The 23,725-nt window shown below is 35.4% G+C and carries 11 protein-coding genes and 2 tRNA genes; 3 read left to right on the top strand and 10 right to left on the bottom strand.

The features are described 5' to 3' along the window. Positions 1–41: 41 nt before the first annotated feature. The 3 genes from ACFSSE_RS15280 to ACFSSE_RS15290 all read left to right on the top strand — a co-directional run bounded on the left by ACFSSE_RS15280 (position 42) and on the right by ACFSSE_RS15290 (position 815). A complete protein-coding gene (locus ACFSSE_RS15280) occupies positions 42–521 on the top strand; it encodes a regulatory protein RecX (protein ID WP_379041549.1) in 480 nt (159 codons plus the stop codon). Between the two features lie 95 nt (positions 522–616). Further along, positions 617–689, top strand: a tRNA-Gly gene (locus tag ACFSSE_RS15285). 41 nt (positions 690–730) lie between these two features. Next, positions 731–815 (top strand) — tRNA-Leu (locus tag ACFSSE_RS15290). Positions 816–1,025: 210 nt separating this feature from the next. Here ACFSSE_RS15290 and ACFSSE_RS15295 read toward each other — a convergent pair. The 10 genes from ACFSSE_RS15295 to ACFSSE_RS15340 form a co-directional block, all read right to left on the bottom strand. Continuing rightward, on the bottom strand, positions 1,026–4,133 hold the full coding sequence (locus tag ACFSSE_RS15295) for a glycoside hydrolase family 2 TIM barrel-domain containing protein (RefSeq protein ID WP_379041547.1): 3,108 nt from the start codon (positions 4,131–4,133) through the stop codon (positions 1,026–1,028). A 66-nt stretch (positions 4,134–4,199) separates the two neighbouring features. Next, positions 4,200–6,305 (bottom strand): hypothetical protein, encoded by a 2,106-nt coding sequence (locus ACFSSE_RS15300; protein WP_379041545.1) that lies wholly within the window; start codon positions 6,303–6,305, stop codon positions 4,200–4,202. A 185-nt stretch (positions 6,306–6,490) separates the two neighbouring features. Next, positions 6,491–7,735: an endo-1,4-beta-xylanase gene (locus ACFSSE_RS15305; protein WP_379041543.1), complete on the bottom strand. Its 1,245-nt coding sequence runs from the start codon at positions 7,733–7,735 to the stop codon at positions 6,491–6,493. 852 nt (positions 7,736–8,587) lie between these two features. Beyond that, a complete protein-coding gene (locus ACFSSE_RS15310) occupies positions 8,588–10,117 on the bottom strand; it encodes a hypothetical protein (protein WP_379041541.1) in 1,530 nt (509 codons plus the stop codon). 269 nt (positions 10,118–10,386) lie between these two features. Further along, positions 10,387–12,126: an endo-1,4-beta-xylanase gene (locus ACFSSE_RS15315; RefSeq protein ID WP_379041539.1), complete on the bottom strand. Its 1,740-nt coding sequence runs from the start codon at positions 12,124–12,126 to the stop codon at positions 10,387–10,389. A gap of 15 nt (positions 12,127–12,141) precedes the next feature. After that, complete coding sequence (locus tag ACFSSE_RS15320) at positions 12,142–13,149, bottom strand: DUF5627 domain-containing protein (RefSeq protein WP_379041537.1); 1,008 nt, start codon at positions 13,147–13,149, stop codon at positions 12,142–12,144. Positions 13,150–13,183: 34 nt separating this feature from the next. Then, positions 13,184–14,956, bottom strand: a complete 1,773-nt coding sequence (locus tag ACFSSE_RS15325) for a RagB/SusD family nutrient uptake outer membrane protein (protein ID WP_379041535.1) — start codon at positions 14,954–14,956, stop codon at positions 13,184–13,186. Positions 14,957–14,966: 10 nt separating this feature from the next. After that, positions 14,967–17,825: a SusC/RagA family TonB-linked outer membrane protein gene (locus ACFSSE_RS15330; protein WP_379041533.1), complete on the bottom strand. Its 2,859-nt coding sequence runs from the start codon at positions 17,823–17,825 to the stop codon at positions 14,967–14,969. 18 nt (positions 17,826–17,843) lie between these two features. Beyond that, positions 17,844–19,754 carry a RagB/SusD family nutrient uptake outer membrane protein gene (locus tag ACFSSE_RS15335; protein ID WP_379041531.1) on the bottom strand — a complete coding sequence of 637 codons (1,911 nt, stop codon included), beginning with the start codon at positions 19,752–19,754 and terminating at the stop codon, positions 17,844–17,846. A 9-nt stretch (positions 19,755–19,763) separates the two neighbouring features. After that, positions 19,764–22,922 (bottom strand): SusC/RagA family TonB-linked outer membrane protein, encoded by a 3,159-nt coding sequence (locus ACFSSE_RS15340; protein WP_379041529.1) that lies wholly within the window; start codon positions 22,920–22,922, stop codon positions 19,764–19,766. Between the last annotated feature and the right edge of the window lie 803 nt (positions 22,923–23,725).

Consider the following 23,725-nt stretch of genomic DNA (forward strand, 5'->3'; position numbering starts at 1 on the left):
AAGTTGATGATTATTCGTGAATATCACTAATTTTATGGCTCATGCAAGAAAAAAATGAAACACCTTTAAGTTATCAGGCGGCATTATTAAAAGCCGAAGCTTATTGTGCATACCAAGAAAGAAGCCAATACGAGGTAAGAGGCAAGTTAATTACTTTGGGAATAAGAGGTTTAGAGTTAGAAAACATTATAATAGAGTTAATAGAAAATAACTATTTAAACGAAGAGCGTTTTGCTTTGGCTTATGCCCAAGGTAAATTAAGGATAAAAAGCTGGGGAAGAAATAAGATTTCTCAGGGTTTAAAATTCAAACAAGTATCAGGTCCTTTAATTAAAAAAGCTTTAAAAAGTTTAGACCAAGATGAATATTTAGAAATACTTAAGAGCTTAATAGAGAAAAAACGCCCAACTATAAAAGAAAAAAAAGATTATCAAATTACTTATAAGCTCGGCCAGTATGCAATCAGTCGTGGTTTTGAAAGTGATTTAGTTTTTTTCTTACTGAAAACTAACGATTTATAAGAAAGTTTGATTTTTTTTTAATTCACCTCTTGCAAAGAATAATATTCTGTCTATATTTGCAACCCGCAAGGGGAACAAAGTTCTTTAAAAAATAAGCGAAAGTAGCTCAGTTGGTAGAGCACAACCTTGCCAAGGTTGGGGTCGCGAGTTCGAATCTCGTCTTTCGCTCGATAAATATCTCAGGATATTTATTAGTAAGCGTTAAGCTTGCTCAGATGGTGGAACTGGTAGACACGCAGGACTTAAAATCCTGTTCCTGTTAAGGGAGTGCGGGTTCGATTCCCGCTCTGAGTACAAAACTCGAGTCAAATCGAAACAAAAACCCCTCAAATCAATGATTTAAGGGGTTTTTTCATTTTGAGCCTAATCAAATTATCTAAATAAACGGATCAAGCGTAAAATATGGGGAGGATTATTTTTTAATTTTTTAGAAATCAATATTTTGGATTCTACATTACTATCACTAATACTTCCTGAAGGGCTTAGCGAGTACTTTGATATTTTTTATTTCGTTAAGCTCATCACATAACTATAACTATAAGTTTTGTCCTTAAGCAGGTATTGCTCATGCGGGTAAGCTCCCCAGCTATTATCGCCACCTAATCCCCTTTGTTTTAAATCGATATGAATATAAACTTCATTCCTTATTTTTAAATCAGTAGGATGTTGTTGTCGTTTTTGTAACCCAGGATCTAAATCTTCGGTGCTATAATTAATTGCACTAAAACAAACAGGTTGTATACCAACGATTTTCAAACCTTTGCCTGCTGCATTAGTAAGAGAAAACCATCTTACATCTGTATGATAACCACTTTCTTGTGGCCTAATATAGGTTGTGGCATATTCATTTTTTATGTTATTACTGTAACTACCTATAAATGATGCAGATTTACGGTCACTATAATTCTCATAAGGTCCACGACCATAATAATTTAAATTTTCAAATTCGCCAGGTAACTGCATTCTCATCCCAAAACGAGGTAGCTCGGCAATGTTTTTACCTTCCATATTAATGGATGCAGAAACTTCTACAGAACCATCATTTTTAATATTGTAAACAATGCTGTACGGTACATCAATGTCGTTTAAAACATAATCAACTTTAATAGACTGTCCGTCTTTAGTTTTATCAGCAACAGTTACTTTCTTCATAGTTTTATTGGCATGGGCGGTTCTCCAAATGCCTAAACGCTCTGGCATTCTATTACCAAAATCATTATCAGTTGGTGCTCTCCAAAAGTAAGGTTCGGGCATTCTATTAATCATTCTCCTATCTCCATTAATGCGGTAATATGTCCAATTTCCATTAGTCTTATTAAAACTTCCTTCTATATCGCCAGAAGAGAAATTTATCATGTTGTCTTTTTTGCTAACAGTTAAATTGCCTAATGACGATTCTGTATTGACAAAATATTTGCTATTTAAAATAAACTGCTCTTTTGCCACCTCATGTCCAGCGTCTAATAAAGGCTCTGCTCTTATTAAAGTGGCACTAAAGTTTAAAGTATATTCTTCTCCGTTTTTACTAGATAATTTTGGGATAGGTAGCGAAACTACTTTTGATTGGCGAGCATTTAACGCAACTTTAAATTCGCCTTCTTTTTCTATAATTCCGTTTTTGAACAAACTCCATTTGAAGTTATAATTATCTAAATTTCTAAAGCCAAACTGATTCGAAATGGTTATTTGATTTTTATCTTGATTAAAGTTTGAAAAGAAAATATCTTGATAAACTTTTTTTACTTCATACAAACCTGGGTGAGGAATTCTATCTGCAGAAACCAATCCATTTGCACAAAAGTTTTCATCGTTTTGAATGTTAAAACCACCTAAATCACCTCCATAAGCAAAATAATCTCTACCATAAGGTGTTTTAGCTTTTAAGCCTTGATCTACCCAATCCCAAATAAAACCTCCTTGCATTTTTTTGCTAGAATTGATGATATCCCAATATTCCTGAAAATTACCACTGCTGTTTCCCATTGCATGTGAATATTCGCACATAATAAAAGGGCGATTTTTATCGGATTTAGCATAATATTTCATATGATCTATACCAGGATACATTGGGCTAACGATATCTGTATTCCAATCTTCTCCAGCTTGTTCAAACTGAACAGGACGTGTTTTATCTTCATTTTTGATCCATTTATAAGCATCATGAAAAACATCTCCGTTCCCGCACTCATTTCCCATAGACCAAATAATTACCGAAGGATGGTTTCTATTTGTTTTTACCATTCTGTAAATTCTATCTGAAATAGCTGGTGCCCATAATGGTAAATAAGCTGGGTGAACACTTTTATCAAAATTACCTTGCAAAGATGCCCCCATACCATGAATCTCTATATTTGCTTCATCTACAATGTACATTCCATATTCATCACACAGTTTGTACCATAGTGAGTTATTTGGATAATGGCTATTTCTTACTGCGTTGATATTAAATTGTTTCATCAATTTAATATCTTTTATCATAGATGCTCTATCCAAAGCATGACCTGTGTTCATGTCATGTTCATGCCTATTGGTACCATGAACAATTAGCGGGACACCGTTTACCATCAATTGGCTATCTTTAATCTCTACTGTTCTAAAGCCGATTTTAGAACCTGTATAAGTAGTTTCGCCATTGTTAGTAAAAGCTAAAATCAAACTATATAAATAAGGATGTTCGCCATTCCATGGTTTAACATTTTTAATTTCCTGATTGATTTTTAGCATCACAGAATCGGCATTTAGCTCATTTACAGGTAATTTTTTATTAAAAATTGTTTGACCACTAGCATCTTTAACCATCACATTTAATGATGTGTTTTTAAGTTTTGCATCTTCAAATTTTCTAAGATTTACTGAAAGATTTAGTATCCCATTTTTGTAGGTTTTATCCAAATTTGCATCTGCCACAAAATCCCAAACTCCAATTTTTGGTTGTGCATAAATAGCAACATCTCTTTCTAAACCGCTTAATCGCCAAAAATCCTGATCTTCTAAATATGAGCCATCATGCCACCGGGTGATTTGAACAGCTAATAAATTATCTTCTTTTTTAAGGTAAGGAGTGATATTGAATTCGGATGGAGTTTTTGCCGCTTTGCTTAAACCTACCTCTCTTCCGTTTACAGTAATAGTTGCAAACCCAGATATCGAACCAAATCTTAGAAAAACCTCTTTACCGTCCCAATCTTTTGGAACATTGAATTGCCTCCGATAAGTTCCTACAGGATTATCTGGACCAACAAAAGGAGGTTTTTTTGGAAACACATAAGTAACATTGGTGTATATAGGAATACCAAAACCTTCTATTTCCCAATTAGACGGTACTCTTATTTTTTTCCAATCACTATCATCTAAATCTGTTTTAAAGAAATTTTGATTCCTGTCTGCTACTTTAGCTACATAGTTGAATTTCCATTCACCGTTCAATGATTGATAAAATGGAGATTGGGATTGATCATCAATCTTTAATTTCTGCTCACTATCATAAGTTGTAAAATAAGCATGAGGTTGTTCCATATTTTTTTGAAAAACAGCTGGGTTTTCCCAAATATTTTGCTGTGCAAATAAAAGTGTGGAGCTTGTTAGCAGTATCAAAAAAAGAAATTTCCTCATTTTATTATTTTAAAATTATTAAAATTTAATCGTTTATAAACATGTCGTAATCATCATAGCAAAATCTTATTCGGCAGTAAATACTACTTTATAAGTTTTTACAGTACCATTATAATCAAAAAGTACCGTAGCAGTTCCTGATTTTGAATCGCTTTGAGTAATTGCTATTTTAACAGCACTATTACTAGAAGATGCCGAGACAGTTGGAATGGTAGTTAAACTGGAAGGAATTTTATAGTTAGCTTCATAAATATCAACCCCTAAAATACCATTAGTATTTGTTGATCTTACCGGATGATTAGGTAAATCTAAATCAACTCCATTAACTTTAACACTTACTGTAGGTGAAACCGGACGTACAATTTTCTTTTTATTGGAGCTAAATCCTAAACCAATTAAATCAAAAAGATTTTGTGAGTCAGCACCCTCTGCAACAAGATAAATAGCGTGTTTTTTATCTAAATTATCTACAAATTTAGAAACGTCTACAGTAAACTGAGTTGTTTCTTGTGTAGCGTTGGCAGGAACATTGATGACTCCGATTTTTTTACCTTTCCATGTCGTATTATCCCATGGCCCGTCTAACCAAACGTTTACTTTAAATGCGCTTTTAGTTTTTGGCGTTATAAAAAGGTTAAAAGCTGTTTCATTTTTTGGTTTTACTCCCTCAAAACTTTTCAACCCTTTTTTATCTTTGTCAAGTCCTCCAAATCCAAAATATTTATATCCAACAATGTTTCCATTTTTTACATTGGTAATTGGCATATTATTATCCCAAATATCCCAAGAATCCTGTTGGCTGTTGATGTCGGAAAGGTAACTTGCGTATCCGGCTGAATAATACTGATAAGGATCAAGTCCGTAAATGTAAAAACCTTCTGAAGTTACTTCTGCGCCAGTGTATTCTTTTCCTTGGCTATCCTTAGCTGTCCAAGCGTTATCTTTAGCATAAGGGTCGTATGCACCAATTGTAACCTTACCGCCATCTGCCACAGATTTCTCATCCCATTTTATGGTTACTGGTGCTACGGTAGATTGACGAGCATTTCCAAATCCTCTTGGCGCTCTGTGATAAAACACATACCATTGATCGTTAATTAACTGTACACTACCATGTGTGTTATGCCCGGCATAGGTTGTCTGCAATTTGGTTCCGTTTTCATTAAGCACCACAGCTCTTGAATCAACCAACACACCTCCACTTTTCCATGGGCCCAATGGCGTATCGCCATAAGCGTAACGTAATGCGGAATTGGTACTACTTAATCCATATTCAGGACCTGAATAGCCGCTATAAACCCATATAAATTTATTGCCAATTTTTCTGATAGATGCAGCTTCAAAAAAATTAAATGAACCCAAATCCTCACCTGGAAAAAGGTTAGGATAAGTTGTTCCTTCCGGATCTTTAACAACACCGTATCTAGAACTTGCAGGAATAAAATAGCCAATAGATTCTGTTCCCGGTCTAATCGAATACATTGTTTTCTGATCTAATTGCCCAGCTGAAGACCTTTGGAAACCCCAATAACCATAAGCTCTAAAACCTTTATCATAATCAGGGTCTTTAGAATCTGTGATGTAATCAATATAAACTGAAGGATCAAAACCCATAATACTTCCTGGGAGTGTTTTTGTTCCGTCTTCATTCATGTTAATTGGTGTAAAGGGCCCGTCAGGACGGCTTCCTTTAACCACCATTTCTAATCTGTTTCGACCGCGACTATGTGGATATAGATAATACTCTTTTTTACCATCTTTTCCTTTAACCTCCACCAAATCAGGAGCATACATTACATCCCATTGTCCATTTATTGGATAGGTGAAAATAGCTCCATCATCACGCCAGTTTGATAAGTCTTCCACTGGTGCAGACCAAGCTCTAATATCGGGTCCGCAATAACTTGTGAATCTAACATCATGAGATCCTATAATATAAATTCGATATTTCCCCGGACGATCTGGATCTTCAAAAACACGTGGCTCTCCATCAGGTAAATGCTCCCATAATGGTAAATATGGATTAGCTCCTCCTACATAGTTTGATGGTGCAACCCATGGGCTTTTTTTAGGTTGATTGACCTGCCCTTTTGTTTCAACAATAGAAAAAAGAAACATCGCTATAAATAATAGCATTACATGTAATCGTTTAGAGAAAAAAATAATCTTCATCTGTTATTTTTATTATTAAAATTTATAATTTTTTAAAAAATAGTGATTGATTTAACTATCAAAATTTAAAATCATCCTCGTATTTGCTTATCTACCGATATAAAAGTGTAATTCTGTTGTGTTGAACTTTTTCCAAACTTTCTTAGCTCTAATAATTAGCTGAACAAAACATGATAAAGCAATTATTATTTAGTCACGCTAGCCTCAATAACTGCTTTATAAGCAGGTTTAGGGTTCAAATCTCCATCAAACAAAAGTGCATCTTGCCCCCTACGCCATGATCTGGTATCGCTTAAACCCCAAAAAGTTACGCGGTCTATTACGTCTGAATGACGCATAAAAATTTCGAACAGTTTTTTATATACATCAGCCTGTTTCTGGTAGTTTTCTGCAGGAATTTTTCTGTCGCCTTGATTTACACCCATAGCACCACTATTATCACCTGTTGCTGTAACGTCAAGTTCAGTAATAGAAACTTTAAGGCCAAGAGATGCATAATTTTCAATAGCTTTTTCAACATCTGCAAGGTTGGTATTTAGGTGCCAATGTCCTTGAATTCCCACACCTGAGATTGGCGCACCTTCGGCAATAAGTCGTTTTAGCAATAACATGGAACTAGCATGTTTACCTTTATTCTCCACTGCACCTTGCTCAATATTGTAATCGTTATAGTATAGCTGAGCTTTAGGATCGGCTTCATGTGCCCACTTAAAAGCCATCGTAATTACTTCGGGACCAACTGCTTTGTACCAACTAAAAGTCCGAAGATTCTCTGTTTTACCATCGCCACCGTCCGCAATAGATTCATTAAAAACATCCCAGCCAACAAGACGTCCTTTGTATCTTCCCGCTACAGTCATAATATGATTTTTTAAACGTTCTAAAACAACTTCTTTACTTGCTTGAGGGCTTGTATCTACTCCGCCTCTATTACCTCCCCAATTTGATCTTGGCGGATTGCTTGTTGTTGTTGGTGGTGTTGTTGGTGGTGGTGGTGGTGGAATAGTCGGATTTGAAAACGATGTTTTTACATTAGCGTTTTCTCCGATAGATGCACTTTTTTCCTGAAAAAACCATCTTGGAGTTTGACCATGCCAAGCTAATGTGTGCCCCCAAACCTGTAAACCATTTTTCTCACACCAATCAACCATTGCATCTGTGCTTACAAAGTTATATTTACCCTCAGTAGGATGAACTGATTGAGGTTTCATAGAATTTTCTGGCGTAACGATATCATACTGGGTTTTAATACTAGACTGATAGGCCTCATTATTAATTCTTAAATCATCGGCACATCCTATCAAAAACTTTCCTGCAAATGCTTCTTTTAAAGTCATTTTTGATAAAGAATTATTACTTTCTTGAGCGAAACCGCTTGTGGCCAATACTCCAATAAATAAAAAGCTTGTAATCAATTTATTTTTAATCATAATTTTATTGTTCTACTAATAATTTTTTATGGTTTGTTCAAAACAGTAATTCCTTTATTACTACAACTGAATATTAATTTTTGTATAATACCTTTAATTTCAATGCTAATTTTTAAAATATGCAATAGAGACCTCGTTACTTATATCTTAAATAACTTATCACCATTAGTTCAATAGATTTGGCTCATTTAATCCTCAATATTCATTTTAAACAAACCAATATGATGGTAGTTTCACTTTAACCAATGAAGCATTTTGAATAATTATGAACACCTCTATTCCATTATCCGTTATTTGTTATCACGTGAACCACAACTTCAATTTTACTAGATTTCCATTTCGACGACTTGTATAGTATTTTTCAAATAATTGTTTACGAGAAGTACCCAGCTCTGTATGAAAATTGAAGCCTAATTACTCTAATAATCAATTGAAGGTTAATGTTTAATTTTTAAAATTGGTTACTCTACGAAAGTACGTTCAGGCGTGTAAACAGAAAAGCAACTTTGTGCAATTTTACGAGACAAATGTTCATTCTGATAATAAAATTAGTTATGCGGTAAAATAGAGGGTAAAAACAAACCTAAACAACTCAAAAGTTATAATTAAATGATTGTGTTTGGTTTGCAATTAATAGCTCTACCTAAAAATTTCGATTTCAAATAAAGTATTGGTTATTTATAAAAACAAGATTTAAGCTTGATGTAATTACCGAGAAGCAAACTAAGCGAAAGAAAGAAAAATCTAAATATTTCACTAATAAAAATCGGCTAGAAAAATTTCCTAACCGATTTTTTTATGGAATTTAATTATATAAGTTTTTTAACCCAACAATTGATCTTTTTGTATAGCTTACTTGTTTAACTTAATAGAAACTACAGTTTTTGCAGGTAAACTTATCATCACCGATTTTTTATCTGCACCGATATCAACATTTGTTGGTTCCATGTTTTGTGTTTCTGAAGTAATTACGCCTTCACCGCTTTTAACTGCTGTGGTCAAATTAATTTTAACAGAAGGAACCGCTGAAGTTCCGTTGTTAACAAATACTAATGTAATATCATTTTGACCGCTGTAAGCAGTTATATTAACGTTAGCATTATTAGCGATTTTACCAATTTGTATCCTTTTTCGGCCGGTTGCGTATTTGGCATAATGAGAAAGTACATACCCTCTTTTCAAAATTTCACCCATTGTTGTTCCCTTTTCGCCATCTCCTAACATGCTATAATAACGTTTTAAATACCACCAGAAATATGCATTAAAATTGCTCTCCATACAGTCATTCAATTCTTTTGCAAATACCAACGCTTGTGGCCAGCCCATACCACTGTTTACTTCGTTCAACAGGTGTTCTGTCATCCAAATCTCTTTACCTTTTTGTCTGGCTAATGGATAATCCAGTAAACCACCACCATATAAATGCCCTCCTGCTATGTCTAAATTATTTACAGCAATAGGATCATTTAAAACTGGATCTGTGTACATTTTCTTGAAATTTACTGCTTCTGCAGCAACAACTTTAGCATTAATATTACCTGCGTAATTTTTTATAAAATCTAAAATCTGTTCGGGTGACCATTCGCAACCATCGTATTCCGGACTCCAGTCTGGTTCATTCTGGATGGATATTGCTTCAATAATAATTCCCTTATCTTTCATAAAAGCGATAAAATCATTTAAATGCTGTACGTAATCTCCGTATTTAGTAGGAAGCAAATATCCATGGAGATTGCTGTTGCTGCTTTTCATCTCAGATGGAGGTGTCCAAGGGCTAGCTAAGATTCTTGCTCCTAAAGATTGTGCTTTAAGTATGCTCGCTACATCAGTTCCCCAATCAGCCTTTTTTGGGTAAATCATAACTCGCATCATATTGTATCCTAAGCCATTTGAAGAATACATCTTTTCTACATCTTCTACAGTAATTTTAGGCCCCCAACTGGTGTTCATCCCACCAAAACCTGTTATATTTTGATACTGGATAGATGCGTCTAATGTAAGTTCTACAGGAAGCGGAGCACTTTGAGTGACTGTTAACACTGTCTTTTCACCAGTAGTTTTGTTGGTAAGTGTTATATCCTGCTTCCTTTCCATAGAAGTAGGGTTGTCTGTATAGTTAAAACTAACTCTGGTAGCACTGGTGTGATTTAAACTTCCACCTTTTAAAAAGGTAAAGCCAGAAATAAATCCATTAACATCGGTTGAGATTTCCCATTCAGCAAACTCCCATTTTATAGTAAATTCCGCTTTTCCAGATGAATTTGGAATTGTTAACACATCTACATTAAAGCCGGAAGAAGCGTCTTTAGCTATATTTTTATCTTTTTTACATCCTGTAAAAAGAATGATTAAGACTAAAAATGAGTAAAGTTTATTTTTCATAAATTTTTTATTTTAATGTTAAACACGGATAGCACTTTCCCATCACATAGAAATGGCCAATAGAACAGAAGATTTTTAGGTAAAATCCCAATATGTTATTGATTTATAATAATATATTGGGATATTTTCAATCAGCATCAAAACGAGATGACTTTAATGATTATAGGTTAGTAATAGCGCTTAATTACAGAAACTTTGGAAAAAAATACCAGGAGATTAGACAACCTCCCGGTATTCACTACTTAAACCAAACTGTACTAAATTTATTTCTATTTTCCTTGTAATGCTTCTAACACGCCTAGGTATGCAGGTTTACGTTGTATACCCACATTAACAGTGCTTCCACTTTTTACATTTGTCCAAAGACCAACTGGCTCATTGCCTCTCCAGCTATCACCACTAGCTCTATCGATAGCGCTTTTAAATGTAATACCTGCTCTTTGAGCTGCAGGAATTTTAGTAAAGTATGCTTTCACAAACCATTTGTACATTTCTGCTTGTTGTTGGTATAACGCTGGAGTCGCATTTGGAGTAGTGCCGCCAGTGCCGATATCTAAAGCTCTTATTTTGATGAGCTTTCCACTAGTTGCTAATGACTGAAGCATTGCTTCAATTTTACCTTTATCTGCATCAATATTTAAGGCTAATTCTGTTGCAATTCCATCAACCTGACCGCCTTTTCCGGCAGTGTAAGTAATAAAATCTTTTAATCCTTGGATTTTTGCTGGATTATCTACTAAATTAGTTTCAGTAAAAAATATTTTATCAGTTGGATTAGCATATTGTTTTAACATACCTATTGCAACTGCTGCATAATCTTTACCCAAATAATCTTGCCAGTAGAAAACGTTAGCAGGTTTTGGATTAATTGAAACTCCACTTCTAAGATTAGCAGGGGTAGTTTCATCCATAGGTTGATAAACAACACCCCAAGATTGAACTTTATCTTTACCTGCCTCACCAACAGCCTTAATCCACTTACGCAATTCTGCTGTGATAATTGTTCTTTTCTCCTCTGGCGTTTTTACTATAGGTGGTGCTAGTATTACCCCTTTCAAAGTTAAATTATCCAATAAATAGTCAGGAGCTCCGGTATTAGAGCCAATGGTTACGTAAAAAGTGGTTAATGCCTTTTCCGCTGTGGTCAAATTTAAATTTGAAAGTGACAAATTGATTGTCCCTCTGCCCCAAACATTATCAGCTACACCAAATGATGAGGGACCACCGTATCCTTTAATGTTAGCAGGAGTACCCAGTTGAGTTGATATCCCTAACTGCATTCCACCACCGAATAATCCACAACAACCAGCTCCTTTAAAATCAATAGAAACTGAACTGTATTGACCCAATGTACGGCCTACTGGCAATGTTACTAATATTTGAGGATAATTATTACCTCCAGTATTTCTTAATATACGCAAAGCGTTGCCACTTCTACCATCAGGATCTGCCACAACAGTTGCTCTTATTGCGGCACTGGTAGTTGGATAAACTTTTCCAAGAGCGTCAGTGTTAAAATCCGCTACAACATCATTAAGTATTTGTCCTGGGACCGGAATATCAGCTATCAGACTATTCAAATACGCAGCTTGTTGCTTTTCATGCCAAACTAAATTTCCAGCATAAGCACCCATGCCTACTGCTTTGTTGGTATCTAAAGCAAGAGGAAGATTACCCAAAGCCACAACGCCATCAGTCCCAACAAAGTCCATGTGGTTAATGCTGAGGGCAGCTTGATCAAAATGAGTTTGCATCAAACGATAGAATACACCATTGTTAATGATGTCATTTATCGTAAGTTCAACTCCAAGCTTAAAATTTGGTTGGCTAGCATTATCTACAGCTGTTTTAAGCTTAACGTAACCGTCAAGTACTTCCTGATCTATGATGCTTTGCGGTTTATCTACCACAATATCATTGGTTTCAAACTCTGTACAAGCAGAGAGCAGAGAAGATATCATGACACAAGCCATGATACCTCTATTTATTTTTCTATTGATTTTCATCATTATTTATTTAAGTAATTATTGAGGTACAGGAGTAAACACTTCATAATTTACAGCTCTATCACGCATTACCAAAGTATCTTTAGTTGCAATAGAACCACTTATATTTGCGGTATTTGTTCCGGAACCTACCGTAACTCCGGCATAAGTTATCTGATAATCTAGGTAAAGTGCGTCGCGGTCTTTGTTACCCCAACTCTTTTTTTCTCCTTTTTTCACAAAAGATCCTGTTCCAGTAGCAGTAAAATTAGCGGTGGTTGTGGTGATTATACACTTACCATCGCTGTCAAAACTTAGCAACAGTGTGCATGAAAACAACCTTCCTTGAGCATCTCTAAACTCAACCGGAAATTCTGTTTGGTTAAGCGACTTGGTATTCAATTTGTTTACCTGATCACTCTCTACATAAACAGCATGTCTTTTTACGTTGCGGCTTGTTGCACCACTAGTCATTACATCTAAACCTCTCCGCAAATAAAACCCATGCCATGGATTGATAAACTTTATTGCATAAAAAACAAAATCTTTACCTGCTAAAATTGAGTCAACATTTTGTACACTTCTCATTTTTAAAGGAAGAACGTATGTGTTTCTTATTGAAAGTGGATCTGCAAAGAACGCATCTGTAAGTTGTACCAGTACCCCACCATTAATATTGCTTTGAGCAATATTAATTTGATTGGAAGCTAAGCTGTAATAATTTGTTGGCATTAAAACAATATTGCCGCCATTAGCAAATTTCAAGTTGCTTAAAGATGGAGCATCAACATCAAAATTTATAATAACATTGTTTTTATTATCTCTTGTACCACCTAACGTAGCCTTTATCTCTACTTTCCGCTCATTATCTAATGTGTTATTAACTGTTAAATCCTCTCCTAGTACAATGGTACGTACTGGATATTGATAAGGAAAATATACAGTTTGGTAGTCAAAGTCGGGATGATCAATATCATTGTTTTTTAAACACCCTGTAACAGTGGCCAAGACAACCGCTAAACCTATAAATATTCTATATTTTTTCATTTTCATCATTAATTTTAAATTAATACATGGTGTATTACCAGTTTGCGTTTTGAACTAGTTTGTTATATTTTAAAACCTCAGAATTTGGTATTGGCCCGTAATACATGTGATCTTGATACGATCTAGTTTCTACAGTGATTGGTGTATAAACAGTACCGTTTACATCCATACCTCTAGCAGTTTCGTTCAAGTTCTCTTTCCAACGTCTAAGATCCCAAAAACGGAAACCTTCAAAACACAATTCTAACCTTCTTTCATTTTTGATTAGCTCTCCCATCTTAATCTTATCTGCAGCACATTCCTCTAAATAAGCATGATTATTAGTAGTACCTACACCTGCTCTCGTACGGATGGCTTTGATTACATCATACGCTGAAAAACTATTTGGACCTGTACCTTTTGGTCCCCAAGCTTCATTTGCAGCTTCTGCATAAGCCAAATACATTTCTGTGTAACGGATACGTGGAGTGTAACGGTTTCTTCCTAATACAGCTCCAGGGGTTAAACTTACGTCCCAACGTAAAAGCTTTCTCATGTAGTAGCCTGTACGTGTGGAATTTGTTCTCACGTTTATCCCATCAATAGAACCAGATTGACTTCCTGTTCTAAAATTAGCAAGATCTGGGTGCCCATTGTACATGATATAGCTTCTAAGCCTTGGATCTCTCCCTGAGTAAGGGTTGTCTATATTAAAAGCAGCGTTAGAATTATTAATAGGATACCCATTTGCCATTGGAAATGATTCTACTAAATTTTGTGTAGGATTAATTAAACCATTTCCGAATAAGCTTGGAGGAAAATTTTGAAGTTCCCTATCGCTATTGTTTGTCTGGCGATTCTCCCTCCAAATAATTTCAGATGGATTTATACCTTCTGAAATACCGTCAATATCTGTTCGGTTGTCATAAAATGTATGTCCACCGGCAGGTAAAGCATTTGCACCACCTTTATACCTAATAACTGCTGCTGCTGCATTTGCTGCCTGCTCCCATGTTGCAGTATTGGTTGGACTCTGAAAAGCCTTGCTAGCAGCAAGCAAAGCAGTTCTTGCCCTAAAAGATTTCGCAATTAGTCCGTTAAATAATTGTCTGTGTAATTGGCCCATTGCCCTATTATAAACTGCAGGGTTTTGAGTAATAGTTGCAAACTGGGCTGGAATTTGACTGGCATTGGCTATATCTACATATTCCATAGGCAAATAGAATTCTGCACTATCAAGGTCTAAATATATCTGTTTTACACAGGCATCAAAAGTAGCCCTTGGCTGGTTAAAATCTGCTGAACTAACCTCTAAAAATTTTGTAACAATAGGCACACCCATTAACTGCCCATCTGGGGTAAAGCCCGCATGGTTACGCAACAAAAAATACAAATAAAGTCCACGTAAGCCAAACGCCTCGCCTCTCATTCTTAAGTTGAATAATTTGCTTACCTCATCATCATTTGCCCATTTTACCTTATTAGATTCTTCTAAAAACTGATTAATGTACATTAAAGCAGAGTAGGATTGATTCCACACGCTAAAGGCGCCGTTTGATGGTGTCCAAGAGCCAGTGGCAATCTGTGTAAAGCCATCATTAACATTACTAGAGACAGCTTCATCAGTTGCTACGCTACTGTTATTATAATAACCTGGAATTACACGATATGCTGTAGTAACAAAGCCTTGTGCATAGCCTGGATCGGTATACATTTGTTCAACAGTTTTCAAATTTTCGGGATCTGCGTCTAAAAATTTCTTACAACCCGTAAAGGTTAGTACAATCAACCCTAAAATTAATAGCTTTATTTTCATGATTTCTTTCATTTTTTATCAGTTAAAAAGTAGCTTTTATGCCCAAATTGTAAAAACGATTCTGTGGAGCTGAACCAAAATTAGTCTCCATCATTTCACGCTCTTTGGACACTACAAGTAGATTGTCACCATTTGCGTAAATGCTCATTCCTTGAATAAATGAAGCACTCTTAAAGACTGCTTGATTAACATCATAGGTGAACTGAACCCTTGTTAGGTTAAAGCGATTGTTTTTGTAACTCCAAAATGTAGAATTTTGGAAGTTATTGTTCAAACTATTTGTACTTAAACGTGGGTAAGTAGCCGTACTAGCCGTTTCTGGGGTCCAACGCCCTAACACTGCATCAGAATATTTACTGGCACCCCTTACCCAAAAGTAAGCGTTGTTTTTATACTCAATAGCACCCATTTGGCCTGATCCTAAAGCAAGAAAAGTTAAGTTTTTCCACTTTAAAGTTAAATTTAAACCGTAGGTAAAAGGAGAAACTCCACCACTGTTAGTACCTAACTGTACTTGGTCTCTGTTATCAATAATCATATCATTGTTTTGATCTTGATACTTAATATCACCCGGTTTTAAAGCACCACCAAATGTTTGTCTGGCGTGTGCATCAATTTCTGCTTGGTCTTGAAAGAAACCTTGTGCTACATAACCCCAACTAGCATTTAATTCTTTACCCACTCTGTATTGATAGTCATCTTGAAAAACTTCATCTCTTTTGGTAGCTTCAGAATTGTAAACCATTCCAACAAATCCTAAAGAATAGCTAATTTGACCAACTTTTTGATTAAAATTAGCAGAAAAATCTATTCCTGTACGCATATCATTGTTAAAGTTTAGCCAAGGTTGGAAATCACCATTTCCGGTAAGATACGATGGATAAACAGTTGCTAAACCTTGAGAAAGAAGCCCGTTAATATTCTGGCGGAAATAGTTTGCATTTAAGCTCAAAGATTTCTTTAAAAGCGTTGCATCTAAACCTACCCTAAATTCTTTTCTATCAACAAAAGTAAGGTTTGGGTTATCACCACGTCCTGAAATAACAGCGAAACCACCAGCTACTCCATCACGCCATTGGTACCATGCATCATTTCTCCAGTTGCCTTGGTGTAAATAATAGTCTGATGCAGCAGTTGTGATATCCAAATCTTGTTTAATAGATGAATAAGTAGCTGTAAGTTTCAAATCATCTATAAAGGAAATACTATTTTTAAAGAAATCCTCTTCACTAATACGCCATCCTAAAGTACCTGTAGGAGAAAATGCACTACGATTGCCCTTTCTGAATTTTGCGGAATGAATTACGGAACCTGTAAAATCTGCATAATACTTGTGGTTAAAATTATATCCTCCTTGTATACCTATATTGGTATTTCTTATCTGGTGATAATCGCTACCTGCATCTGTGTCCGGATCACTTGAAACCTGAGTCATGTAACCCCAGCCAATTAATGCCCCAGTAAAATTATGCTTTTGATTAAAGGTGCGCTTATAATTAAGTTGCGGATTTAAGGAAATAGTTTGGTTATATAACGAAGTGCCTATAAATTCATTAGTACTTACTCCATCATTTCCGAATTGTTGTAAAGAGGTGATCACTTCATTACCATCTATTGTTTCCCAATTAGGCTGATAGGTTGCATAACCTACTGAATATCCTACTGTGTATCTTGAAGTATAATCCAAACTAAAACGAGTACTAAATGATAGTCCTTCTGTAATACCCGCTAAATCAGCTTCTGCACCAACATTAAACATAAATGAACGTTGCTTGTTTTTTATGTAACCAGATGCAAGAATTTGTGATAAATCGTTAGTTTGACGAGATGACAAACCACCAAGAAGATATTTACCATCAATTATCTGATTACTGTTATCAACAATGTTCTGTAAAGATGGATTGGTAAGATCTAATTTGTCTATTGGAACCAGATAAGAGAACCAATCGTCATTAGGACGCAAAGAAGCTGCTGCTCCAAAGAAATTTCCTCTTGCAGAATAATTATTATCTACAACGATGGCAGCATCTGTGGTTGCTTTAAGCCACTTGGTAACTTTCATATCCACGTTGGCCCTAATATTAAGATTTAGGTCGTTATTGTTCTTTGCTTCTCCAAGTTTCAAAAGATTATTATTGTAGCCAAAACCTATATTGGAATAATAGGTGGCATCCTCAGTACCTCCAGATATTTCTGTAAAAACATCTGACCTGAAAGTTGTTTTCTTCAAAAACTCTGACGAAAGCAAGTTTAAATCAGGATAACGAAATGGGTTAGTGCCTAAACTTGTATTATACATCTCCTCAGAAGTAAATCTTTCTGGCAATCCATCATTACGTAAAGCTTCATTATACAATGGCATATATTCATTAGCATTTAAATAACTTGCATAACGCTTTGGTACAAGCAAACCTGTATTTGCTCGCACATCAATGCTAAGCGGTTTGATTGCTCCTCTTTTAGTAGTAATTAAAATAGCGCCTTTAGATGCTCTACTGCCATATAACGCTACACTACTAGCGTCTTTTAAAACAGTGATAGACTGTACCGCTGACATGGTTACATCTGATGCCCGGCGTGGAATTCCATCAACTAATATTAAAGGAGCTTGCCCCCATATATTACCGTTATAGCCCCCAACAAAACTCTGCAAGTTGTCTAAACTATTGACACCATAACTTTTTTTCATTAGCTCTACTACATTAACTGAAGTAAAAGCACTTAACACGTCACGAGATGCCACTTTCCCAAATGCTACGTTAATGACACTATCTTTATTTTGCTTTTGCAAACTATCTATAGATTGCTGCGCTTTTGTTCCCAGGGCACTTAAAGAAATGGCCAAAAGGATACAATAAGCTTTTATATTTTTTTTCTTCATTTTTTACAAAATTTAAAGTTACCAGCCTGGATTTTGCTTAAATCCACTGTAGATACTAATATCTGATGTTGGGAAAGGAAACCAATAATGCCTATCGGAAAAGTTTCTCGTAAATAATGTTCGCTGTCTGAAATTTTGAACTCTGGCATTTTTTGGATCAGCGTAAACTTGTGCATGTGGCGTAACACGATCAAACTCAATAGCTGTTTTAAGCGTATAAGGAGCTTTATCCAATAATTTCCATCTACGTAAATCTACAAATCTGTGTCCTTCGTACGCTAATTCTACAGCTCTCTCCCTTCTGTACTCATCACGAAATAAATCTTGCGAACCAAGGAATTTATCGGCTACATGACCAACACCCAAACCTGGTCTGTCTCTTACCGCATTTACTGCTTCAACTGCAGTTTTATTAAAGTTGGTTGATTTTGCTTGTGGAGAATTATAACCTTCTGAAGCGGCCTCTGCATACATTAAATATAAATCTGGTAATCTTAAAAAACTAAGTACCACGGTATTATTTTCTCTAAAAGGCTCCCAGTTATTCAATAATTTAGACGTAAACTTTGAAAGCATATAACCTGTGAATACCGCTTGAGTTGGATTATCTGTTCTATATAACCCATTGGTAAACAAACTAGCATATTGCCTAAATGGATCGTTACCAACTTGACCTGGGTTACTTACTGTCTTTTCACCATCAAACAAAATATCGTGATAGAACCTAGGATCTCTATCTCTCCAAGGATATTGCGGGTCATAACCAGATTGCGCATCAGCTTGTGAAATATTAACAATAGGATACCCGTTTTTCATCCCATAATAATTGATATAATTTGCGGCTGGATACACTTTTAAACCGGTAGAAAGAATTGTAGAAGGACGATAATCATTTACCTGATTCCAACGAAAACGATAAATGTCTAACAAATTTTCTTGAAAAATAGCCTCAACATATCTATGACCACCATCTATAACTGCTCCGGGAGTAAGACCGCCCTTAGCGTGAGTATAAAATATTTCAGTGTACTTAGAAAATGGAACTAATTCATATCTCTTTGTTGACTCTATAATCTGTAAAGCTTCCCCAAAAACTTCTGCCGCCTGCTTACAGTATGCTATATTGTATGAATTATTGCCAGTTGATTCTTCGTTCATTAATGGACTACCTGCCAAAAGAAGGTTTTTACCTAAGAAACCAAGTGCCATAATTTTATTGATACGACGGTCATTGTTTCCCTTTGTAGCGGCACCTGCTGGTATTTGGTCCCAATCAAGAGGCAATAGGTCTGCTGCTTTTCTCAAGTCTGCAGTAACCTTATCTGCGGTTTGATGGTAATTTAAGCGTGGAACACGAGGAGATTCATCAGCTGGTAATTCTATATCAATATAAGGAAGACCTCCCCAAAACTGCATCAGCATAAAGTGATACCATCCTCTAAAAAAAAGTAGTTGACCTTCTATCAAACGCTTCTCTTCTGGTGTCGCATCTGTAAGCTTATCTAAATTAGCCAAACCTACGTTAGCTTTGCGTATGCCATACCATGCAAGCCCGTAAAGATTTCCCTTATCACCTTTTTGATTATTTGAAGGGTTTCCGCCTCTTCTAAACCAAGAGCCAAAGACGATGCCTTCCCATGCTCTATAATCTCCTTGATCTATTGCATTAGATAATATCCTGTTATCAGGTACCCAAACTTCCTCTTCTCCAAAGTTCCAGTTATTATGTGACCCGATACCTGTAACAACAGGAATTGAATTATACAACTCCTCGGTAAATCCCTGAAAGTTTCTGAAATTTTGAAATGCTTCAGTAGGTGATATAGAAGCAGCTGGTGCTTGATCAAGATACTTTTTGCATGAGCCCAAACTTATAATCACTATTGTAATAACCAAAGGGCATACTATTTTTTTATAATACTTTTTCATCTCTATTGTTTAAAAAGTTAAATCTATACCTATATTATAACGTCTTGAACTTGGGTAAGCACCATTAGAAGAGCCACTTGCAAAGTTTGATTCACGATCATCTGGCATTTTAGTCCATAACAACAAGTTATTTCCGTTAAGAAAAACTCTGCAAGCCTTTACGCCTATCCGGTTTACAGCTTTACCACTTAAAGTATAAGCCACCTCTGCATTTTTTAACCTGATATAAGACCCATCATATTGATAACGAGTACCTTCAACTCCGCCCGGCAAAGCTCCCCAATGTGGCAACGGCACATCACCTGTTCCGGTTTCTCTATTCCAATAACTACCTTCTATATAGGCAGTATTTGAATTAGAATAAGTATCAAAAGTTGGAAATGTAACGTTACGAGTTACGTTGTTTACTCCGTAAAACTGTACGAATACGCTCAAACCTTTCCAATCTGCTCCAACTGAAGCCATATAGGTGTTTTGAGGAGCATCAGAATACATATAAGGTGCTGTATCAAAACCATCAATAATACCATCTGCATTAAAATCTATAATATTATAATCGCCAGCAAGTTTAAATTGATCATTTTGGTTACGGAATGTGCTTCCGTAAATGTCATCCCATGATTGTAAATAGCCCTGATCAAGGTATGATCTTGTTTGTCTTAATTGCCAACCTGCTTGTTTTTGATAATCTGGAAGTAATTCTAAGTCATCACGAGACAATACATTATTCACTGCCCTTGTAATGTTAGTATTAGCCCATGCTCTTATTCCATTTTCAAATTGATAATTAAATCTCAAGTCAAGTTCAAATCCTTTTCCCTCAACGCTTCCTAAATTTGCATTTGGTGCTTGTTGCCCAAAATAACTAGGTATAGCTCTTCCGTTACCATTAATGATGATATCAGTTCTTAAATCTCTAAAAACATCTAAACTTCCAGAGATGAATCCTTTTAGAAGATCAAAATCTACCGCTATATTTGTCTTTTCTACATTTTCCCATCCTATGTTTGGGTTACCAAGTTGATTGGTTCTGAAAAAAGTATAAGGAGAATTTTGAGCTTGAGTACCCATTGCTGAATTTCCTCCAAAAGCCCACACGTCTCTGTAAAGCCAACGAGCACCCACCCTATCAGACCCTATTCTTCCAAAACCGCCACGTAGTTTTAATAAACTAATAAAACTTAAATCTTTCATGAAATTCTCATTACTAATTACCCAACCTGCAGATACAGATGGGAAGAATGCAAAACGCTTATCTGGACCAAATTGCTCTGAGCCGTTATAGGCACCGTTAGCTTCGAATAAATATTTAGAAGCAAAGGCGTAGGTGGTACGAAAAACCCAATCTTCTCTAAATGCAGGAAACTGGCTTCCTCTAGCAATTTCTTCACGCAGGAAAACACCTGTTAATCCAACGTCATGTTTTTCAAAACTACGGTTGTAATTTAACTGACCTGAATAGTTTTGTCTGCGAAAGGTTTGCTCCTTATCTACTGAACCTGCTACTCCTGCCCATGCAACAGTCTCATAGAAATCTAACTGTGTACCTGGATTTGTTAGCCTTTCGTAAATTACGTTACCGTTTGCTGGATAAATGTATTTACGTTGTGGCCCATTAAATAAATCGTTAATACCACGATCTATCTCAAGAAAAGAATTATCATAAGAGTAATTAGCTCTAAAACTTAGTCCCTTTGTAATCATATCCAATTGTTGATTGATTATAAAATCTGTGGTAAGTTGTGTTGCCGTATTTTGTTCTGATCCAGAATTAGCTAAAAGTGCAATAGAGTTCGGCACATCAAAGTTTGCCGGTTCAAAATAACCATAAGTTCCATCAGAATATATAGGGCGCATAGCGTCTGGAGAGGATCTATAAGCAGCTGTCCAAGCACTATTGTCATTATTTGAAGGACTATTCCATGGGAATTGACGTACACCGTTAGATCCGAAAATTTTAGTAGATAGCTTTGTTGTTTTTGTTAAGCTAAAATCCAAATTACTTCTAACGTTAATTCTGTTGTAAGCATAATTTGATGAATAGCCTCTATTATTTTCAAAGGTTTTCAATAAATCACCTTCTCTAACATAATCAGCAGATGCAAAATAAGTTACTGCTTTTGTTCCTCCTGAAATGCTGGCATTAGCACCATAAGACATTGCGTAGTCTCGAAACAATTCTTCTTGCCAATCTACGTTTGGATAACGATCCCACTCTGCATCATTTGCAGGAAAACGATATTTTAATAAAATATCTTGTGGGGTCATATTGCTCCAGATAGAATAATCCCTTGCTAGCTCATGTTCAGTTACTGTATTTCTAAGTGATAGCGCATCATAAGAATCGTATTTTGCTGGTAGCTTAGAAATGGTTTTTACAGTTGTATTTACACGTCCTCTAATCACAGCCTTACCAGCAGTACCGGTTTTTGTGGTTACAAGTATTACCCCGTTTGCGCCTTTTACTCCAAAAACCGCAGTAGCAGAAGCATCTTTAAGAACAGAAATACTTTCTACTGATGAAATATCAATACTTCCTAAAGGACGCTCTACTCCATCAACTAATATTAATGGAGAACTTTCGTTCCATGTTGTTTGTGCCCTAATAAGAATTTGTGGATCTTCACCACCTGGCATACCAGAAGAAGAAACAGTTACAACACCAGGTAAATTACCGGTTAATGCCATTCCTAAGTTGGTAACTCCACCGGTACGTTCTAAAACTTTTGAATTTGTTTGTGAAATTGCTCCTACAAGACTTTCTTTTTTCTGAGTACCATAACCTACTACAACCACTTCTCCAAGTTGAGCCAAATTGTCTTTCATTGTTATGGTAATATTATTCTTGCCAGAGACGTTAATCTCCTGTTGCAACATTCCAATGAAATTTACAAGAATGGATCTGTTATCTGGTACGTTAATTGCAAATTTTCCGTCTAGATCTGTTTGTGTTGCAATTTGTAAACCTTTTACTGTTACAGATGCACCAATAACAGGTTGCTTATTCTCATCTAGAATAGTTCCTCTTACTATTCTATCTTGCTGGCTAAATGCAAAAGTAGCAATCAAAAGAAGTGAGAGGGTTATTTTTAAAAATTTAGTCAATAATCGACCTTGGCAGAGATGAGCCGAGCAGTCGGTATTGTACACTTTGTTGTTTTTTTCCATTATAAAAAATAATTTAAAAGAGAATTTTAATTATCCGTGAGTTCTTTCTTAGTTTTTACTAGCAGAACACGAAATTAAATTTATTAGATACTTAGTGACAAAGTGGGTTGGTGGCAACCATTGGTAGTAATAATTTTTATTCATAATTTATTTTTAGGTTAGTTATTATTCAATACAGTTTTTATTTGCAAAAGCAAAAACGCACAAATTAACATGATTAAATTGGTGGTCTCATTTAAAATTGGTTTTGGTTTATTGCCAGCCATTAAGGAAGACTAGCAATTTTGTTTATCAAATGTAATTGGAAACAAATATTATAGATAGCACTGATGTACAAATTTAATGAGGGATTTGTTCAATAGCTGTTTAAAGCATAATTAAAGGGGTTTTGTAGTAAAATAAGTAATAAAAAATCGTCATAAACATGTTTTTATAAAACAATTTATTTTGGTTAACATAACTCCAGTTTTTATCACCAATTGGGTGCTAATGGAGCGAGTTCTATATTTAGGATTGTCACTTGTACAATTAAAAAGAGAAAGCTTAAAAGTTTTAGCTCTTGTTTTGTATTAAAAAAATTAATAGCTGTTAGTGGAAACTGGTTTAAGCGAGACGTTTAACCTATGGACAAATATGCTTTTTCCATAGATTACAAAGTTTACACTGCTTGCATATCTTTCAGTATGTTACTTTCTGCTGTAGAAAAGACTGCTGATTAGGTTTGTCAAATAAAAAGATAGGAGCTTGTGAAATTTGGATAAGGAGTAACAATTGAAATAGGGGTCTAAATCCATATCAATTTA

This window comes from Pedobacter alpinus, assembly GCF_042684645.1.
In the GTDB taxonomy this organism is placed as follows: Bacteria; Bacteroidota; Bacteroidia; order Sphingobacteriales; family Sphingobacteriaceae; genus Pseudopedobacter; species Pseudopedobacter alpinus.

What these genes read in the sequence shown, in the direction of transcription:
- ACFSSE_RS15280 (WP_379041549.1), top strand. Translation starts at nt 42, where the DNA reads ATGCAAGAAAAAAATGAAACACCTTTAAGTTATCAGGCGGCATTATTA.
- ACFSSE_RS15295 (WP_379041547.1), bottom strand. Translation starts at nt 4,133, where the DNA reads ATGAGGAAATTTCTTTTTTTGATACTGCTAACAAGCTCCACACTTTTA.
- ACFSSE_RS15300 (WP_379041545.1), bottom strand. Translation starts at nt 6,305, where the DNA reads ATGAAGATTATTTTTTTCTCTAAACGATTACATGTAATGCTATTATTT.
- ACFSSE_RS15305 (WP_379041543.1), bottom strand. Translation starts at nt 7,735, where the DNA reads ATGATTAAAAATAAATTGATTACAAGCTTTTTATTTATTGGAGTATTG.
- ACFSSE_RS15310 (WP_379041541.1), bottom strand. Translation starts at nt 10,117, where the DNA reads ATGAAAAATAAACTTTACTCATTTTTAGTCTTAATCATTCTTTTTACA.
- ACFSSE_RS15315 (WP_379041539.1), bottom strand. Translation starts at nt 12,126, where the DNA reads ATGATGAAAATCAATAGAAAAATAAATAGAGGTATCATGGCTTGTGTC.
- ACFSSE_RS15320 (WP_379041537.1), bottom strand. Translation starts at nt 13,149, where the DNA reads ATGAAAAAATATAGAATATTTATAGGTTTAGCGGTTGTCTTGGCCACT.
- ACFSSE_RS15325 (WP_379041535.1), bottom strand. Translation starts at nt 14,956, where the DNA reads ATGAAAGAAATCATGAAAATAAAGCTATTAATTTTAGGGTTGATTGTA.
- ACFSSE_RS15330 (WP_379041533.1), bottom strand. Translation starts at nt 17,825, where the DNA reads ATGAAGAAAAAAAATATAAAAGCTTATTGTATCCTTTTGGCCATTTCT.
- ACFSSE_RS15335 (WP_379041531.1), bottom strand. Translation starts at nt 19,754, where the DNA reads ATGAAAAAGTATTATAAAAAAATAGTATGCCCTTTGGTTATTACAATA.
- ACFSSE_RS15340 (WP_379041529.1), bottom strand. Translation starts at nt 22,922, where the DNA reads ATGGAAAAAAACAACAAAGTGTACAATACCGACTGCTCGGCTCATCTC.